Raw genomic sequence first — 17,416 nt, forward strand, 5'->3', positions numbered from 1 at the left:
AATTAGGGTTAAAATCTGTCTTTAAGTGATTTTCTAAAGCTTTGGGAAGGAATATTCTCTACTTCGGCCTCCTCAAATTCAGGTAATATTTCACCTGATCCGATTAGCCTTGCTTGTAGCCCGCGCATACCAGGCATGGTAAATGTTTTAGGTTCGGGAGGGGTATTATTGATGATGGTAACAGGTTCTATTTGCTGTTTGCGGCGGCGGCCATAGCTATCGATAGTTGCTACGTATGCGCTCATGATTGACCGGGCCGTATAATCTTCAGGGGTTTGTTCGATAGTAGCTCTTCCGTAAACAGGCTTAGCAATAGCCTCGCAGATGTATTGTGTGCCGATAAATACAAGTGCTTTAAATACCTGCCCCTCATGGTCATCAAGCCAGTATATGCTTATTTCCTGCCCTTCAACTTGTTTCATCAAGCCGATCAATCGATCACCTAAACTAATCTTGCCCTCATTGCCTAAAAGAAACTCCTTACGTTGTAGGCGAATTATGCCAACGTTGCAGCTCGTTTTAGTATGGTAGCCGATATAAGGCAGAATTCCGATATAATTCGTGGGCTTAATATCTGGATGCTGCATTTCGCAAAAGACCTCCCAACGGGTCATGTGTGTATGAACGCTGTGCTTGCGGGAGTTCCATGTTTCAATGTCATCAATAGCGTTGTCAACTATCTTCTCATAAGGTAAGCGCGGTATTTTCTCGCTATCGGTAACGGCTTGGTTATTTTCGCTTTTAGCATGTGGCCTGGCTAACCATCCCTCTTTATCTTTTTCGTACTCATACCGCAGCGTTCTGAAGTACCGCTCTATGCGCTTACCGCGTGGGTTATTCGCTTCTATACGTACATACTGGAACATTTCCCCTTCTCGTAAAAAAGTATCTTTAAAAGAGCTGTTTAAGCTCATTTCACATTCGAGTTCTGCGGGAAGATGAAAACCCCAGTGATGGTAATTTCTTACAAGTTGGCGATAGAATTCCATTATGATACCGTCCTTGCTATCGCCATAAACTGAACAGGTAAAAGCCTCACTGCCTAAGTCAATACCGTTATAGAACCATACACGTTTACCGCTTAAATCTTTGAAAGGTGGCTGCCTGTCATCTATCGAAATGATACTGCCTGCAAATTTTGGTTTGTTAAGAGAGTGGTGAGGTTTAAATTGAGTCATCAACTTCTCGCGATCTGTAGACCGGTGCTGATAGGTGCCTATCTTATTAGCCCACTGGCTCATGTATTTCTTTACAGTCGTATCACTTAGCTTTTTAAATTCAGCTGGATTATATATCTCGCTTGTATCGTTATTAACTACCGACACATATCCACCAATGAATGCATCGTAACGCTTGTGAACATCTGTAGCGGTAGGTTTCCGCTTATCACCACCAAACATATTGTTTAGCAATTCAAGTGTCTTATCGGTTACCTTCCTTGTATTTTGGTTCTTGTGCTTACCGCTGATCAGAGTGATATAACCGTCAAGCTCATATTTTTTGAATACCTCGATAAATGATCGGTTATTTTCAGGAAGCGTATGTTGTAAGCTATACTTCGCTTTTAACGTTGCCTGAAAGCTGACCGCATCTTCCCACAGAGTAGTATTTACGCCGTGCAGGCTGATGCCCTTTGTCTTACGTTCGCGCTCACGTACTTCTTTTAATGCCTTGACCGCCTCTAAAACGCTTGCGTTGATAATGTATCGCTCCTGAAATTCGAGATCCAGGTAACTGCCGTCACTTTCAAATCGGAATGTTTTGTAATAGTTAACCGCGCCGCCATCTACTTTGTAAAACCGCTCGAGTATATGATCACACTTGCGGGGATCACCGAGCGCGTCCTGGATCTCTTTTGGCAAGCTGTCGTAGGAGATAAGCATCGGCGAACCTAAGTGCGCCCGCTGAACACGCTTGATGCCGTAAGACTTCTCCTTGTACCGCTGTATCGTGGTTTTCAAGTTATTGTCGCTATACCACGGCTTAAGCTCGTCTTTTGTTACTACTACTGTATTATTCCAAAATGATGGCATAGTATAAATCTGTTATTTGCTCCCGCCCGGCTGCGATGACCGGGTTACGCTTTCGGGCGAGTGTTATTTTGAAAATTGAGTTGGATTGATCAGGTAAAGGCTTACAGTGATCGCTGTGAAGAAAATAGCCGCTAATACTAAAACCTGCGTTAGCGATAGCCCTTCATCCTGTATTTTTTTAATTTGAGTTTTCATGCTTTTATTGAGTTAGTAGTAGGTTAAGTTTAGGTACGATGTTGGTACCCTTATAGTGTCCGTTGATTGTTTGACTTACAGTTTGGCGATCAACGCCTATCTGTTGTGCATACCATCTGATTGATCTGCCGGACTTTTTCACCTCCGCTTTTAGCGGCAGGTTTTCAGGGAATTTTACTTTTTTCTTTGCCATTCGTTTATATTATTACATTTGCTAATACACAGACAAATATATACACAAAATGTGTATATGCAAGCCTGATACTGATGAAAAATACACAAAAAGAGTTTATTTTAGATAAGTCGTTGGTTTTAAACAAGATAAAATCTTATTACCAACTCAAAAACGATATAGATTTAGCTAATTTTTTGGATATTAGACCTAACACGCTTAGTAACTGGAGAGCAAGGAATAGTTTCGACTACGAGATCTTATACACGAAATGTGTAGGAATAGATGCCAACTTTCTCATAACCGGCAAGGGCAGAATGTTCAGGCTAAATAAAACCGCAGATGCTTTAAACGAGCCTGAAATGGAATATACCATTGATAATAATCCTGAGATCAGTAAGAATGACAAGACAATATTCCTCACTCCACAAATAGTTACAGTAGACGGGTCTGGTAGTGAAAACATTACTTACGTACCAGTGAAAGCAGCGGCAGGTTATTTAAACGGGTACAAGGACAGGGAGTACATAGAAAGCTTAACTTCATTTAACCTGCCGGGGCTTACAAATGCCACGTATCGCGCCTTTGAAGTTTCTGGAGACAGCATGTTTCCTACATTGGAAGATAAAGAAATGGTAATCGGTCAATGGGTTGAGAAATTAGAGTACATACGCGAAGATCGAGTGCACATTGTGGTTACTAAAAATGATGGGGTAGTTGTTAAGCGGTTATTGAACAGAATTGACAAATACGGTTACATAGTGGCCAAATCTGATGCGGTTAATGATCGCGGGCTTTATAAGAACAAAGAAATTTACCCTGATGACATCCTTGAAATTTGGTATGCGGTCTGGCACGGTGGTTTTAACTTCAAATCACCAAGTGATCTATGGAAAAGACAAAACAATCTGGAGGCTGATCTTACGGATGTTTTAAAAAGATTAAATCAATTAGAAGAAAAATTATGAAGAAAATTATCCTGACAGCATTTATCCTAATAAGTGCTTTTTCATTTTCAGGTTGCAAAGGAAAATCTGATTATAAACTAAGATTATATTACATAACTACCAATAGTAAAGGGATGGCAATTCTTGTGAACCGGGCCAGTGATCTAACAGCACCGAGTGATACTGATGCTTACAAAAAGGCTTCTGAAATTTTTGATGAGCATATGGCTTTAAAGGGTGATGATAACCACGTGCTTGATCATTTTGAGTTGTACAATTATAAAGATGAGCGAGTTATTGCTAAATACTAATACTCTGTTTATTTTATAGCTAAAAAATGCTTTAACTATTGTTTTAACGGGTATGCTAACGCCGTTTTTTTGTTTTTTAAGTACTTTATTTTTGATTTATAGGTATTGCAGGTCTATAAAAAATACACTCATATGTATAAGCATCTGTATACCCATCTGTGTCTGCAACCGTATCAAACACTAAAATCGTTTATATATTTTGTAACATCTAATGAATTACTCGTAGTGGCTTAATACCGCTTTAATTAAAACAGAAAACCCGTTTAAATGGCCTTTAAAGGTTAATTAAACGGGTTTTATAGCTAACTATGGTACTACCGGTGCAGTAATGGTAGTATGCTCACTGATTTATGGTAGCATAACGGTATATAAGGGTAGATGTATATTTCGTTTCTTTTTAATGCAGTTTATATATTGGCTCAAAAATGCCTCCTACGGTATCAAAAACGCAGTTTTTTCTCATTTTGCCGTTTTCTCTTCTTTGTATAAATGGTTTAACCCCCTATACCTGATAAATAATCATAAAAAATAATTTTGATTTTATTTTGATATACGAAAACTATCGTACATATTTGTACGAAGGAATTCGTATAACGAGAAAACAACATGGATTTGAAACCAACAGAAAGCGAGCTGGAAATATTACAAGTGATTTGGAAGAGGGGACAGTGCAGCGTGCGCGATGTGCACGAGGAGTTGGCCAAAAGCAAAGATGCAGGTTATACTACTACACTTAAGTTGATGCAAATAATGCACGAAAAGGGCTTGGTAGAGCGTGATACCAATGCAAAAACCCATTTATACAAAGCCGTAATAAGCCGCGAACAGGCGCAAAAAGGTGCTTTGGATAAAATTATCTCGACGGTATTTAAGGGGTCTACGTCTGATCTGGTGATCCAGGCGCTGGGCCAGCACCGCGCATCAAAAGATGAAATAGATGCGATAAAGGATTTTTTGAAAAAGTTTGAAGAATAGCTTAGAGGTATCAGTTATCGGTTATTTAATAATAGGATTCAGCATTAGGGTTTAGATTTTAGCATTTACAACATGGAAAACATACTGTACAACATCAGTCAGGTTATAGGGATTAGCATTATCCACTCGCTGTGGCAGGGTTTGCTTATCTACTTTCTGTTGCGTTTGGCGCTGCTGTTCGCCGCGTGTTTGCCGTCATCAAAAAAATATTTGCTGGCGGTGAGCAGTCTGCTGGCTATTACCGCCTGGTTTGCCTTTACCCTGTTTAACGAAGTGCAGGCCTATAACTGGCTTGCTGTAAAGCCTGCTAATCTGGCCAATATGCCTTTACTGATGGAGCTGCCCAGCAACATGCGTCGGTTGAATGAACAAAGCATCCGTTACTATTACAGTATTGAGAGGTATCTGCCCTATGTGGCGTGTTTGTATGTTTTAGGCTTGTTATTAAATGCGGGTAAGCTGATTTGGAGCCGTAGCAGGATCAATACCATTAAACACACCATGAGTTTAGATGTGGTATTACAGCAGCAGATAACCCGCTTTGCAGAACGGTTTGAAATCACCAAAAAAGTAAAAGTCGGCCTCAGCAAAATGGTTGATGTGCCCTGCATTGTAGGCTATTTAAAACCGGTGATCTTGCTGCCGTTCACGTTATCAACCTATTTGTCTGATGAAGAAATAGAGGCCATTTTAATGCACGAACTGGCCCATATTAAACGCAACGATTATTTGATGAACGTTGCCCAGCAGGTAATAACCACCCTGTTGTTTTTTAACCCTTGTGTACTACTGATAAATAAAATAATTGGCGAAGAGCGCGAAAACAGCTGCGATGATCTGGTAGTTGATGCCACACAAAACCCAATTATATATGCCAAAGCTCTATTTAAATTAGAACAAACCCGCCAGAATGAGTTACAGTTAGCGCTGGCTGTAACAGGCAAAAAGTATCATTTATTAAACCGAATTGAACGTATCATGAAAACTAAAAAACAAACTCAAAGCGTGCGCCCAACTTTAGTGGCCATGCTGATATTAACTGCAGGCGTTGGCTGTATGGCCTTACTTAATCCCGAAATTGCCCAGGGGAAGATCTCGGTGAAAGCGATAAAGCCGGCTATCGAAAATTTACTGGCAGACACCATCCGCAAACCGGCGGTAAGTGCCAAAACTAAAACTGATAAAACAGCAGCCAGGGCTAAGTATAAGGTGATTAAATTTAACCAGGTGAGGGTTGACGGTAAAGACAACGTTTATTACAACAATGGAATGAAAGACCCGCAATTAGAAAGGTTGGCCGCCGATGTTGACAAGCACGCGAAAGTGATAGGTGAGTACTACGACAGCGATAAATTTAAAGCCTTTAGCGCCGATATGGAAAAGCACGGTAAAGACATCGACGCTTTTTATAATAGCGACCGGATAAAACAGGCGACCGCCGCACAGGAAAAAGTCGCTAAAGAATTTGAAGCCAAATGGGGCGGCAAAAACAGCAAAATGGAGCAAACCGGCAAACAAATGGAAGCTTTAGGCAAGGAGATGGAAACCTACTTCAACTCACCTGCATTTAAAGAGGCGGATAAAAAGCTGAAAGCGAAGTACGACATCAAAAACAACTATGGCGATAGCCGTGACGAGAATTACAGAAAGTACCAGGCCGAAATGCAAGCCAACCTATCGCCCGAAATTAAGGAGACAACTGCCCGCATGAAAAAATTAGGCGACGAAATGCGAAACGTTTACGGTGCCGATATGCGCAAAGATGCCGACAAGATGCGCGCTATGGGCGATAGCATGCGCCGCGCTTTCCAAAACCCTGATATTAAAGTAGAGCAAGATGAAATTCGCAGAGCAGGCGATAAGATGCGTGCCTATGCCGATAACCCAGAGATAAAAAAGCAAAAGGAAGAACTGCGCAAAGCCAGTGAAAAGTTACGAGCCTACACCCAAACCCCTGAGTTTAAAGCTAAGGTAAAGGAATGGCGGGCAACCCACCCTGAGGTTTACAACTGGAACAACAACGAGAATGAAATTCCGGCACCTGCTGCACCCGCTGCCCCGCCCGCAGCACCCGCAAACCCGGATTCAATAGTGAAGCCGTAATCATTAGTTATTTATTTGAATAGCGGGAGGTGAAAACCTCTCGCTATTTTTTTTAGCATTTGTTGATGGTAAAACAGATAACTAAGCATCTTTTTGTAATTTAGTACTTTCAATAAAAGAGGGTACTTTTTTTATGCTTCAAAAGCTAACCATACAAAATTACGCGCTGATAGATAACCTGGAGATCAATTTCGATAAGGGTTTGAATATCCTCACCGGTGAGACAGGCGCGGGTAAATCGATCATATTAGGGGCACTATCATTGATATTAGGGCAGCGGGCCGAAAGCCGTTACTTTTTTAATCAGCAAAAAAAATGTGTGATAGAGGGCTATTTCAAAATAGCCGGTTTTCACCTCAATACTTTTTTTGAAGAGAACGACCTGGATTATGAGGGCGATACCGTGCTGCGCCGCGAGATCTCTGCCGATGGCAAATCGCGCGCATTTGTGAACGATACCCCGGTAAACCTCACACAGATCAAAAACCTGGGCGAACGCCTGATCGATATCCACTCGCAGCATGCCACCCGCGAAATTGCCGACCCTGATTTTCAGTTATTGGTGGTTGACGGCGTTGCCGGGCACCACGAGTTATTGGCAGGATACCAATCCAAATTTAAAAGTTACCGTAAATCGCTTACCCAACTGCGCGACCTGATAACGCAAAACGATAAAGCCAAAGCCGACCTGGATTACTACCAATTCCAGTTTGACGAGTTGGAAAAGGCCGCGATTAGTGGTGATGAACAGGAATTATTAGAGAAGGAACTTTACGCGTTGAACAATGCCGAAGAAATAAAACGCAATTTATCCGGTGCGTTCTTCCTGATGCAGGACGGCGATGCATCGGCCATCATACAACTGCGTGACGCCGGGCAGCAATTATCGGCCATAGAGAAATTTAATCCTGAAGTGGAAGAAATGCAGGAACGCCTGAAAAGTACGCTTATTGAATTGAAAGATATTGCTGCCGAAATAGAAGGTATCGAACAAAAAACATTTACTAATGAGGCCCGCGCAGAGGAGGTAAATACCCGTTTAAGTTTGCTGTATAACCTGCAGAAAAAACATCGGGTTAATAGTAACGACGAGCTACTGGCTATCCAGGATGATCTTTCTGAAAAGATACGGCAGGCGGTATTTGGCGACGAGGTTGTCGAGAAGTTACAAAAGCAGATCGGTGCGGATAGACAGGAGATGGAGACTATTGCTGCGGAATTATCTGCCAACCGTAAAGCGGCGATCCCGATTATCCAGGATAAAGTATTGGCCAACCTAACCGAAATGGGCATGGGGAACTCGGCTTTGGAGATTGAGCAGGTAGTCGGTAAGTCGGAAAGTCAGAAAGACGGGAAGATAGCTTCTTCTTCGGACTTACGGTCATCCGGCCTTGCGGACCCTCTAACAAAAACAGGTATTGATGCCATTCGCTTTATGTTTTCGGCAAATAAGGGGCATGCCCTGGCAGATATGAGCAAGGTTGCATCGGGCGGCGAGTTGAGCCGGCTGATGCTGAGTATCAAATCTATCATTGCAGAATATACCGCCTTGCCCACCATCATTTTTGATGAGATAGATACCGGCGTAAGCGGAGAGGTGGCCAACAAGGTAGGGCAGGTGATGGAACGCCTGTCGCGAAACCTGCAGGTAATTACTATTACCCATTTGCCGCAAATAGCAGGCAAGGGCAAAAGCCATTACTTTGTTTATAAAGATGATTCGGAATCTATCACCAAAACCCGTCTCAAAAAATTGAACGACGATGAACGCGTGCTGGAAATAGCTAAAATGCTAAGCGGCGACAAACCCGGCGAGAGCGCCCTGCAAAATGCACGGGAATTGTTAGCAGGGTAAAGTCGATATAAAATTGCCAATATGTCATTGCGAGAAGCGTAGCGACGTGGCAATCTCACAGGATGTTCGGATATGCTAAGATTGCCGCGATATCGCTCGCAATGACATGTAGACTTGTTCTGTTCAATCAAAAATCGTAATTCTTAAATCGTAAATAAAAATTTACCTTTACAGCACTTACTAAAATAAAAACAATGGCTTACAATTTATTAAAAGGTAAAAAAGGGATCATCTTTGGTGCGCTTAACGAGCAGTCTATCGCCTGGAAGGTAGCCCAGCGCTGCCACGAAGAGGGTGCCGAAATAGTTTTAACTAACTCGCCGCTGGCTTTACGCATGGGCGAACTCAATAAACTTGCAGCGGACTGTAACGCACCTGTTATCCCGGCCGATGTGACCAGCAATGAGGATGTTACCAACTTGTTCACTAAAAGTATGGAGCATTTTGGCGGCGGGGTTGATTTTGTACTGCACTCTATAGGTATGAGTGTAAACGTACGCAAGAGCATCCCTTACACCGAAAATAACTACGATTTTACCCACAAGGGTTTAGATATATCTGCACTGAGCTTTCACCGCGTATTGCAAACAGCCATGAAAATGGATGCTATAAATGAGTGGGGATCGGTACTGGCCTTAACTTACATAGCATCTCAGCGCGTATTCCCTGATTATAATGATATGGCCGATAACAAGGCCTACCTGGAAAGTATAGCCCGTAACTTTGGTTATCAGTATGGTGTTAAAAAGCACGTACGTGTAAACACCATTTCACAATCGCCAACCCGCACTACTGCAGGTAGCGGTGTTAAGGGTTTTGATGGTTTTATCAACTATGCAGAGAAGATGAGCCCGCTTGGTAATGCCGATGCCGATCAGTGTGCCGATTATTGCGTAAGCCTATTTAGCGACCTTACAAAAATGGTTACCATGCAAAACCTGTTTCATGACGGTGGTTTCTCTTTCACGGGTGTAACCGCTGCCGTTATCGAGCAGATGGAGAAATAATAACCGTTCGATGCCGAAATAAAATTCGACACCACAAACAATACTTAACAGCACAGGCATCCACAGGATGCCTGTGCTGTTAAAAAGATTCTTTTTATACTCACCAATCTAATTAAACTAATTATTTAGTTAATTTGTGATCGTGATGAGATTTGGTTTGCTATTGTTTTTGTTGTTACCTGTTGTATGCCTGGCGCAGCTAAGGATAATGGGCCGGGTTGTGAACGCCGCCGATAAAAAGCCGGTTGATAATGCCAGCGTGTTTTTGAGCAACGCCACCGTAGGCGGTAAATCAAATAACGATGGCGCTTTTACACTAACCAATGTACGGGGCGGCCAATATGAGTTGGTTGTGAGTGTTGTTGGTTATGAAACGTGCCGGCAAACGGTGATGGTAAATAATGCCGACATCGTTTTGCCTGTAATTGCAATAGTTGCCAAAACTACAGAGCTGAATGTAGTTAACATCCGCCCGGACCCTAACTGGGAAAGAAACTACGATAATTTTAAGAGGGAGTTTCTCGGGTCATCAGAAGTAGCTAAACAATGCAAGATCTTGAATCCCGAAATGCTCGACCTGGAATTCGATCCTAAAACGGTTAAGCTAACCGCATCCTCCTATGATTTTTTGGAGATAGAAAATAAGGCTTTGGGCTATCGTGTTAAATACCTGTTAACGCAATTTATTAAAGACGGCAAAAAGAATACGCTTTACTTTGAAGGATCGGCATTGTTTGAAAACATGAAGGGATCTAAAGCCGATCTAAAGCGCTGGGAAAAGAAGCGGAACCAAGTGTATATCGGCTCGTCCATGCATTTCTTAAGATCAATAATTGCTAACACTGTACCCGAAAATAATTTCCAGGTTTTTCGGTTGATCCGAACGCCTAACCCCGCCTATAACGGGTTTAACCACCGATACTTTCAAACGTTGGTCAACACGCCACTGTTGGCCGAAGAATACGTGAAGCAAACAGACCAGAGAGGCCTTTTCGCGCTGAAATATCGGGATTGCCTTTACATCGACTATAATAAAAAGGCGGCTAAGGACAAGGGCGACGGCGCATCCCTTGATATTGACCAACCAGAGCAGGCCGCAACCATAGTAGCATTTGCCGAAGCTTACGCCCTGTTTGATAACAATGGCGTCATCACTACACCATCGGCTTTAATATTTGAAGGCAGCTGGGGTAAAGCCCGAACTGCAGAAATGTTACCTGTTGATTTTGAACCGGCGAAAAAACAGTAATAGCAAAGGCGCCCATTGAGCGCCTTTACTGTTGAAATTTAATTAATCGTAACTATTTAGTTGGAATCAACCAACACGATCTTTACACCAGCCGCAGCAGGGCGTGCTACTGTTTGCAAACCATTGTAAGTTTGGGCGTATAGCACCACTTTACCGGTATTGTGCGTAAAACTGTAACTGGTGCCATTGTAAACCTCGGGCACCTGTTCCCAAACGCCATTGGTGAATGATAAGTACACCAATACACCGGCATGGTCATTGGCATAGCTATCCAGTTCGGGCACGTTAATTTCTGCCGAGTAGGTTTTGCCATTGTCAGTAGTTACCCAAGAGTTTGAACTTAGGTTGGTTAAAATGGTTAAATTGTTGTTGGGTGCTACAACGGTTTCTTTTTTGCACGAGGTAGCCGTAAATAATACGATGACAGCTACACACAGGGTAGATAGAATTTTTTTCATTGGGTGTTAGATTGTTAAGTTTTAACGTTAGGGATTTGTTTGTAATTGCACCTGCACGTTTTATATGATTAGGAATAAATTTTTACGGAAAGGTTTAAATGAAAAAGCAATTGGTTAATTTTATTTTCAGCATGAAACATCTGGCCCTAATTGCTTTTGTATTATTACCGTTTGCCTGCTTTGCGCAAACCAGAATAACAGGGATTGTTATCAATTCTAAGGATAAGCAACCCATAGTTAGCGCAAGTGTTTATTTAACTAATACCACCATTGGGGTGCAAACTAATGCCGACGGTACTTTTGCCTTAACTAATATTCCCGCCGGGCAGTATGAGTTGATAGCGAGTTTTGTAGGCTTTGATTATCATATGCAAACGGTATTGATAAATGGTAGTGATATAAAGCTGCCCGCTATTGAACTGACTGAAAAAACCAAGGAGCTTAAGGTTGTAACGATTAGGCCTGATGTTGACTGGGCACGGAATTACGATAATTTTAAAATTGAATTTTTGGGGCGTTCCGATCTTGCCAGGCAATGTAAAATATTAAACCCCAATGTCCTTTCTATAGATTATGATAAAGCGGCCAACATACTTACCGCATCATCGAGTGAATTTTTGCTGATTGATAATAAGGCATTAGGTTACCGGATCAAGTATATGCTTACCCGTTTCGTTAAGGACGATAACCAGGGTGAGGTTTCCTATCAGGGCTCGGCGTTGATAGAGAACCTGAAGGGCTCCAATACAGAACTGCGCCGGTGGAAAAGAAAACGCGCGGAGGTATACGCAGGCTCGTCCATGCGCTTTTTACGGGCCGTAATTGCTAATAAGGTGGCCGAGAGTGATTTTCAGGTTTATCCCCTTATCCGGTCGGTCAATAAAAATTCGCCTGGTTTACAAGAGGGTTATGTGCAGACTTTGGTTAGAAGGAAACTGGAGGTGCATGAATATATTAGCCGGACAGATAATACTGGGTTATTTGCTATAAAGTACCCCAATTGTTTATATATAGATTATAATAAAACGCCTTTTGCAAATTACGGTTCTGACACTTCTTTTAAAATAAACCAGATAGGCCGGTATGCCACTATCGCAGATCTTAAAGACGATTTGGCCCTGTTTGACAGAAATGGAAATGTGACCACACCCGGTGCAATTATTTTTGAGGGAGTTTGGGGGCAAAGACGGATAGCGGAACTATTGCCTATGAACTTTGACCCTAAAAAGGATTAAAGAGACGAATAGTAATATAAATAAAAAGCCATATTGATTTTGGAAGCCGACAACAAAAAGCCCGCTTGCTTTCGCAAACGGGCTTTGATTATCTATGCTGTTTAAGAATTACTTCTGTTCTTCTTCTTCAGGTTTTTTGTTCTCGTTCTTTTTGTCGGTAACGGTTATTTCCTGCGTTTCGGCATTAAAATCAACCATCAAAATATCGCCTTCGGTCATTTCACCTTTCAATATCTCTTCTGCAATTGGGTCTTCCAAATACTTCTGGATGGCGCGTTTAAGCGGCCTTGCACCAAACTGCGAGTCATAACCTTTCTCGGCAATAAATTCTTTGGCGGCTAATGTGAGCTCAATTTTGTAACCTAAGCTGTTTACACGGCCAAATAAGAAACCTAACTCAATATCGATAATCTTGAAGATCTCGTCTTTACCTAAAGAGTTAAACACGATCACATCGTCAATACGGTTCAAAAACTCCGGTGCAAATGCACGTTTTAATGCGTTCTCGATCACACCGCGTGAGTGAGAATCAGCCTGGGTAGTTTTTGCGTTAGTGCTAAAGCCTACACCTTGCCCAAAGTCTTTCAACTGGCGTGCGCCGATGTTTGATGTCATGATGATGATGGTGTTCCTGAAATCAACCTTACGGCCTAATGAGTCAGTCAGCTGGCCTTCGTCTAACACCTGCAGTAGGATGTTGAATACATCCGGGTGAGCTTTCTCAATCTCATCCAATAATACTACCGAGTAAGGTTTGCGGCGTACCTTTTCGGTTAACTGCCCACCTTCTTCATAACCTACATAGCCCGGAGGCGCACCCACTAAACGTGATACAGCGAATTTCTCCATGTATTCGCTCATATCAATCTGGATCAGCGCATCTTCGGTATCAAACATAAAACGGGCAAGCTCTTTGGCCAACTCTGTTTTACCAACACCGGTAGGGCCCAAAAATATGAACGAACCAATTGGTTTTTTAGGGTCTTTCAACCCTGCCCGGGTACGTTGGATAGCGCGGGTAAGCTTTTTGATAGCATCTTCTTGACCTATGATCTTAGTAGCAATCGTATCGCCCATAGCTAACAGCTTTACGCTGTCTGCCTGGCCAACACGCTGTACCGGGATCCCGGTCATCATGCTTACCACCTCGGCAACATTATCCTCTGTTACGGTGTAACGTTTAGATTTTGTTTCTGCTTCCCAAGCGGTTTTAGCCTGCTCAAGCTCTTCTAACAAATGTTTTTCGGTATCGCGCAATTTGGCAGCTTCTTCATATTTCTGGCTGCGAACTACTTTATTCTTTTCAACCTTGATCAGTTCGATCTTTTGCTCGATATCCAAAATCTCCTGCGGAACATGGATATTGGTCAAATGCACACGCGAGCCTGATTCATCCAACGCATCAATCGCCTTGTCGGGCAAAAACCGGTCGGTAATATAACGGGTGGTTAAAGCCACACAAGCGTTAATAGCTTCGTCGGTATAAGTTACACCGTGGTGCTCTTCGTACTTCTCTTTGATGCGGTTTAGTATCTCAACGGTTTCATCCGGTGTTGCAGGCTCAACCATCACCTTCTGGAAACGACGGTCTAAAGCACCATCTTTTTCGATATACTGGCGGTACTCATCTAAGGTAGTCGCGCCGATACACTGGATCTCGCCACGGGCCAGGGCCGGTTTGAACATGTTTGAGGCGTCCAATGATCCCGAAGCACCACCCGCACCAACAATGGTGTGGATCTCATCAATGAACAGAATCACATCCGGAGACTTTTCCAGCTCATTCATTACGGCTTTCATGCGCTCTTCAAACTGGCCGCGGTATTTTGTACCGGCCACTAACGAGGCCAAATCTAAAGTAACCACCCGTTTGTTAAACAATACGCGGGATACCTTACGTTGTACTATCCGCAGGGCAAGGCCTTCGGCAATGGCACTTTTACCAACACCAGGCTCGCCTATCAGGATAGGGTTATTCTTTTTACGGCGTGAAAGGATCTGCGATACGCGTTCAATCTCTTTCTCGCGGCCTACGATTGGGTCAAGCTTACCGTCTTCGGCAGCTTTTGTTAAATCACGGCCAAAGTTATCCAATACCGGGGTTTTAGACTTAATGTCAGACACTTTTTTAGGCTGGCTAAATGAGTCGTCCTCTTTAAAGTCGTCATCACCACCGGTTGATGAACCCGGCATCTCATCGGTAACATCGTTTTTATGTGATTCCACTTCGCTTTTAAATACTTCGTAGTTAACGTTAAACTGCATCAATATCTGCGAGGCGATGTTGTCTTCATCGCGCAGGATAGAAAGCAGTAAATGCTCGGTTCCTATTACATCGCTTTTGAAAATCTTAGCTTCCAGGTAAGTGATCTTTAAAACTTTTTCGGCTTGTTTGGTTAACGGGATACTGCCAATATGTACGTTGGTGCCAATGGTGCCTTTCACAGCATCTTCAACGGCGCGGCGTAATTTAGCGGTATCTACAGTTAAGCCCTTTAATAATTTAATTGCCACACCATCACCATCGCGGATGAGGCCCAGCAGCAGATGTTCTGTACCAATATAATCATGGCCAAGGCGTAACGCCTCTTCCCTGCTGTACTGAATTACATCCTTAACACGTGGCGAAAATTTAGCTTCCATATATACCTTTTTGATTATGATCGTCCTAATCTATAAATTTGTTTTTATCTGTCAAGGCCGATCGTTGTATCATTTATCAACAATATTGCCAACTTTTTGGGTTTGTAGTAAACAGACAGTATTATGATAAGACCACCGTTTAAAGGAAAGCATTATCTACAAACATTCTGCTAAAAACCTAAATAAGGGACCTGATAACTAATATAAAACGTTAAAAACTATATTATTTGATAACGCAATATTAAAAAACTTTAAAGGAGCAGTTAATACTTTTCCATTTAAAATTGAGCAGGGCAAATAGTCATTTCGTATGACAATACGGCATAAGCGGTGATTTGCTTTCGTTAGTTACGTACTTAATAACAAACCAAATCATTTATATGGAAAGATACAAATTAAACCGTGAAAATATAATGAAAATTGTAAACACGAGGTGGAAAAGTTATATCATACACCATTAGGTTGTAACGGATTTTGTGTTTATTCGTTTAAACGCCAACCAGTAATTCCATTATATTTGCTACACTAAATTATAAACGCTACATGGCTGACGAGAAGATCATATTTTCAATGGCAGGGGTAAGCAAAGTTTACCCTCCGCAAAAAACAGTACTCAAAAATATTTACCTGTCGTTTTTTTACGGCGCTAAAATTGGCGTGATCGGTTTAAACGGTTCGGGTAAATCGTCCCTTTTAAAGATCATTGCCGGGATAGATAAAACCAACATCGGCGAGGTGGTATTTTCGCCGGGCTACACCGTAGGTTATCTGAGCCAGGAGCCCGAACTTGATCCGGACAAAACGGTAAAGGAAATAGTAGAAGAAGGTGTTGCCGAAACTACCGCCTTATTAAAGGAATACGAAGACATTAACGAGAAGTTCGGCTTAGAAGAATACTACGGCGATGCCGATAAAATGGATAAACTAATGGCCCGCCAGGGTGAACTGCAGGATAAAATTGATGCAGTGAATGCCTGGGAGCTGGATGTGAAATTAGAGCGTGCCATGGATGCCCTGCGCTGCCCGGAACCTGATACCAAAATATCGGTATTATCTGGTGGTGAGCGCCGCCGGGTTGCCTTATGCCGCCTGTTGCTGCAAGAACCGGATGTTTTATTACTGGACGAGCCTACCAACCACCTGGATGCGGAGTCTATAGACTGGTTGGAGCAGCACTTAAAACAATATAAGGGAACGGTAATAGCGGTAACGCACGACAGGTACTTCCTGGATAACGTGGCCGGTTGGATCCTGGAGCTTGACCGTGGCGAAGGCTTACCATGGAAGGGTAACTACTCATCCTGGTTAGATCAAAAATCAAAGCGGTTAGCGCAAGAAGAAAAAAGCGAAAGCAAACGCCAGAAAACGCTGGAGCGCGAGCTGGAATGGGTGCGGATGGGGGCAAAAGGCCGCCATGCCAAATCAAAGGCCCGCTTATCCAACTACGATAAATTAGCATCTGAAGAAACTAAGGAAAGGGAAGAAAAGCTGGAGCTGTTTATCCCACCGGGCCCGCGTTTGGGTAATATCGTGATAGAAGCCAACAACGTTACCAAAGCCTATGGCGATAAGGTATTATTCGAGAATTTAAACTTCTCGCTGCCGCCGGCCGGAATAGTGGGCATCATTGGCCCCAACGGTGCAGGTAAAACTACATTGTTCCGCCTGATAACCGGGCAGGATCAGCCTGATGCGGGCACCTTCCGCGTTGGGGATACGGTAGCGTTAGGCTATGTAGACCAGATGCATGATGACCTTGACCAAAATAAATCTGTCTGGGAAAACGTAACCGACGGACTGGATAATATTATGGTAGGTAACCGCCCGCTTAACTCACGTGCCTATGTTTCTAAGTTCAACTTTAACGGTGCAGATCAGCAAAAGAAAGTTGGCGTACTATCGGGTGGTGAGCGTAACCGTGTGCACTTAGCCATCACGCTCAAAAAAGGGTCGAATGTGTTGCTGCTGGATGAGCCTACTAATGATATCGACGTAAATACTTTACGATCGTTAGAGGAAGCATTGGAAAACTTCGGTGGTTGCGCCGTGATCATCAGTCACGACAGGTGGTTCCTGGATAGGGTTTGTACCCACATTCTAGCGTTTGAAGGTAACTCGCAGGTTTATTTCTTTGAAGGTAACTACAGCGATTACGAAGAGAACCACAAAAAACGCGTAGGTGACGTAACGCCTAAGCGGATCAGGTATAAAAAACTGACAGTGTAAAAAGAAG

Annotated in this window: 14 protein-coding genes; 9 read left to right on the top strand and 5 right to left on the bottom strand. The window is 42.8% G+C overall.

What is annotated here, in order from left to right; translation table 11 throughout:
- Positions 1–8 precede the first annotated feature (8 nt).
- The 3 genes from IDJ76_RS14390 to IDJ76_RS14395 all read right to left on the bottom strand — a co-directional run bounded on the left by IDJ76_RS14390 (position 9) and on the right by IDJ76_RS14395 (position 2,421).
- Positions 9–2,033: a hypothetical protein gene (locus IDJ76_RS14390; protein WP_191164031.1), complete on the bottom strand. Its 2,025-nt coding sequence runs from the start codon at positions 2,031–2,033 to the stop codon at positions 9–11.
- Positions 2,034–2,096: 63 nt separating this feature from the next.
- Entirely contained in the window at positions 2,097–2,228 is a 132-nt protein-coding gene (locus IDJ76_RS21020; protein ID WP_262892226.1) for a hypothetical protein, read from the bottom strand.
- A 4-nt stretch (positions 2,229–2,232) separates the two neighbouring features.
- Positions 2,233–2,421 carry a hypothetical protein gene (locus tag IDJ76_RS14395; protein ID WP_191164032.1) on the bottom strand — a complete coding sequence of 63 codons (189 nt, stop codon included), beginning with the start codon at positions 2,419–2,421 and terminating at the stop codon, positions 2,233–2,235.
- 74 nt (positions 2,422–2,495) lie between these two features.
- Between IDJ76_RS14395 and IDJ76_RS14400 the strand changes: the two genes are divergently transcribed.
- From IDJ76_RS14400 to IDJ76_RS14430, 7 genes are all read left to right on the top strand, one after another.
- A complete protein-coding gene (locus IDJ76_RS14400) occupies positions 2,496–3,368 on the top strand; it encodes a LexA family transcriptional regulator (protein ID WP_191164033.1) in 873 nt (290 codons plus the stop codon).
- Positions 3,365–3,658 carry a hypothetical protein gene (locus tag IDJ76_RS14405; protein ID WP_191164034.1) on the top strand — a complete coding sequence of 98 codons (294 nt, stop codon included), beginning with the start codon at positions 3,365–3,367 and terminating at the stop codon, positions 3,656–3,658. Before IDJ76_RS14400 ends, IDJ76_RS14405 begins: the two co-directional genes overlap by 4 nt.
- 606 nt (positions 3,659–4,264) lie before the next feature.
- Entirely contained in the window at positions 4,265–4,633 is a 369-nt protein-coding gene (locus tag IDJ76_RS14410) for a BlaI/MecI/CopY family transcriptional regulator (RefSeq protein WP_191164035.1), read from the top strand.
- Positions 4,634–4,705: 72 nt separating this feature from the next.
- Positions 4,706–6,736: a M56 family metallopeptidase gene (locus tag IDJ76_RS14415; protein ID WP_191164036.1), complete on the top strand. Its 2,031-nt coding sequence runs from the start codon at positions 4,706–4,708 to the stop codon at positions 6,734–6,736.
- Positions 6,737–6,869: 133 nt separating this feature from the next.
- On the top strand, positions 6,870–8,591 hold the full coding sequence (gene recN, locus IDJ76_RS14420) for a DNA repair protein RecN (RefSeq protein ID WP_191164037.1): 1,722 nt from the start codon (positions 6,870–6,872) through the stop codon (positions 8,589–8,591).
- A gap of 194 nt (positions 8,592–8,785) precedes the next feature.
- Positions 8,786–9,598 (top strand): enoyl-ACP reductase FabI, encoded by an 813-nt coding sequence (locus IDJ76_RS14425; RefSeq protein WP_191164038.1) that lies wholly within the window; start codon positions 8,786–8,788, stop codon positions 9,596–9,598.
- Positions 9,599–9,743: 145 nt separating this feature from the next.
- Positions 9,744–10,847, top strand: coding sequence for a carboxypeptidase-like regulatory domain-containing protein (locus tag IDJ76_RS14430; RefSeq protein ID WP_191164039.1), 1,104 nt, complete (start codon positions 9,744–9,746; stop codon positions 10,845–10,847).
- Between the two features lie 56 nt (positions 10,848–10,903).
- Here the strand turns inward: IDJ76_RS14430 and IDJ76_RS14435 are convergent, their stop codons facing one another.
- Positions 10,904–11,305 (bottom strand): hypothetical protein, encoded by a 402-nt coding sequence (locus IDJ76_RS14435; RefSeq protein ID WP_191164040.1) that lies wholly within the window; start codon positions 11,303–11,305, stop codon positions 10,904–10,906.
- Between the two features lie 98 nt (positions 11,306–11,403).
- Here IDJ76_RS14435 and IDJ76_RS14440 point away from each other — a divergent pair, with 98 nt between their 5' ends.
- Positions 11,404–12,540: a carboxypeptidase-like regulatory domain-containing protein gene (locus IDJ76_RS14440; RefSeq protein ID WP_191164041.1), complete on the top strand. Its 1,137-nt coding sequence runs from the start codon at positions 11,404–11,406 to the stop codon at positions 12,538–12,540.
- A gap of 108 nt (positions 12,541–12,648) precedes the next feature.
- Here the strand turns inward: IDJ76_RS14440 and IDJ76_RS14445 are convergent, their stop codons facing one another.
- Positions 12,649–15,183: an ATP-dependent Clp protease ATP-binding subunit gene (locus IDJ76_RS14445; protein WP_191164042.1), complete on the bottom strand. Its 2,535-nt coding sequence runs from the start codon at positions 15,181–15,183 to the stop codon at positions 12,649–12,651.
- A 543-nt stretch (positions 15,184–15,726) separates the two neighbouring features.
- On the opposite strand from IDJ76_RS14445, the gene ettA reads away from it, so the two are divergent.
- Entirely contained in the window at positions 15,727–17,409 is a 1,683-nt protein-coding gene (gene ettA, locus IDJ76_RS14450) for an energy-dependent translational throttle protein EttA (RefSeq protein ID WP_191164043.1), read from the top strand.
- The last annotated feature ends 7 nt before the right edge of the window (positions 17,410–17,416 follow it).

It is taken from the genome of Mucilaginibacter glaciei, from assembly GCF_014773245.1.
GTDB classification, from domain to species: Bacteria; Bacteroidota; Bacteroidia; order Sphingobacteriales; family Sphingobacteriaceae; genus Mucilaginibacter; species Mucilaginibacter glaciei.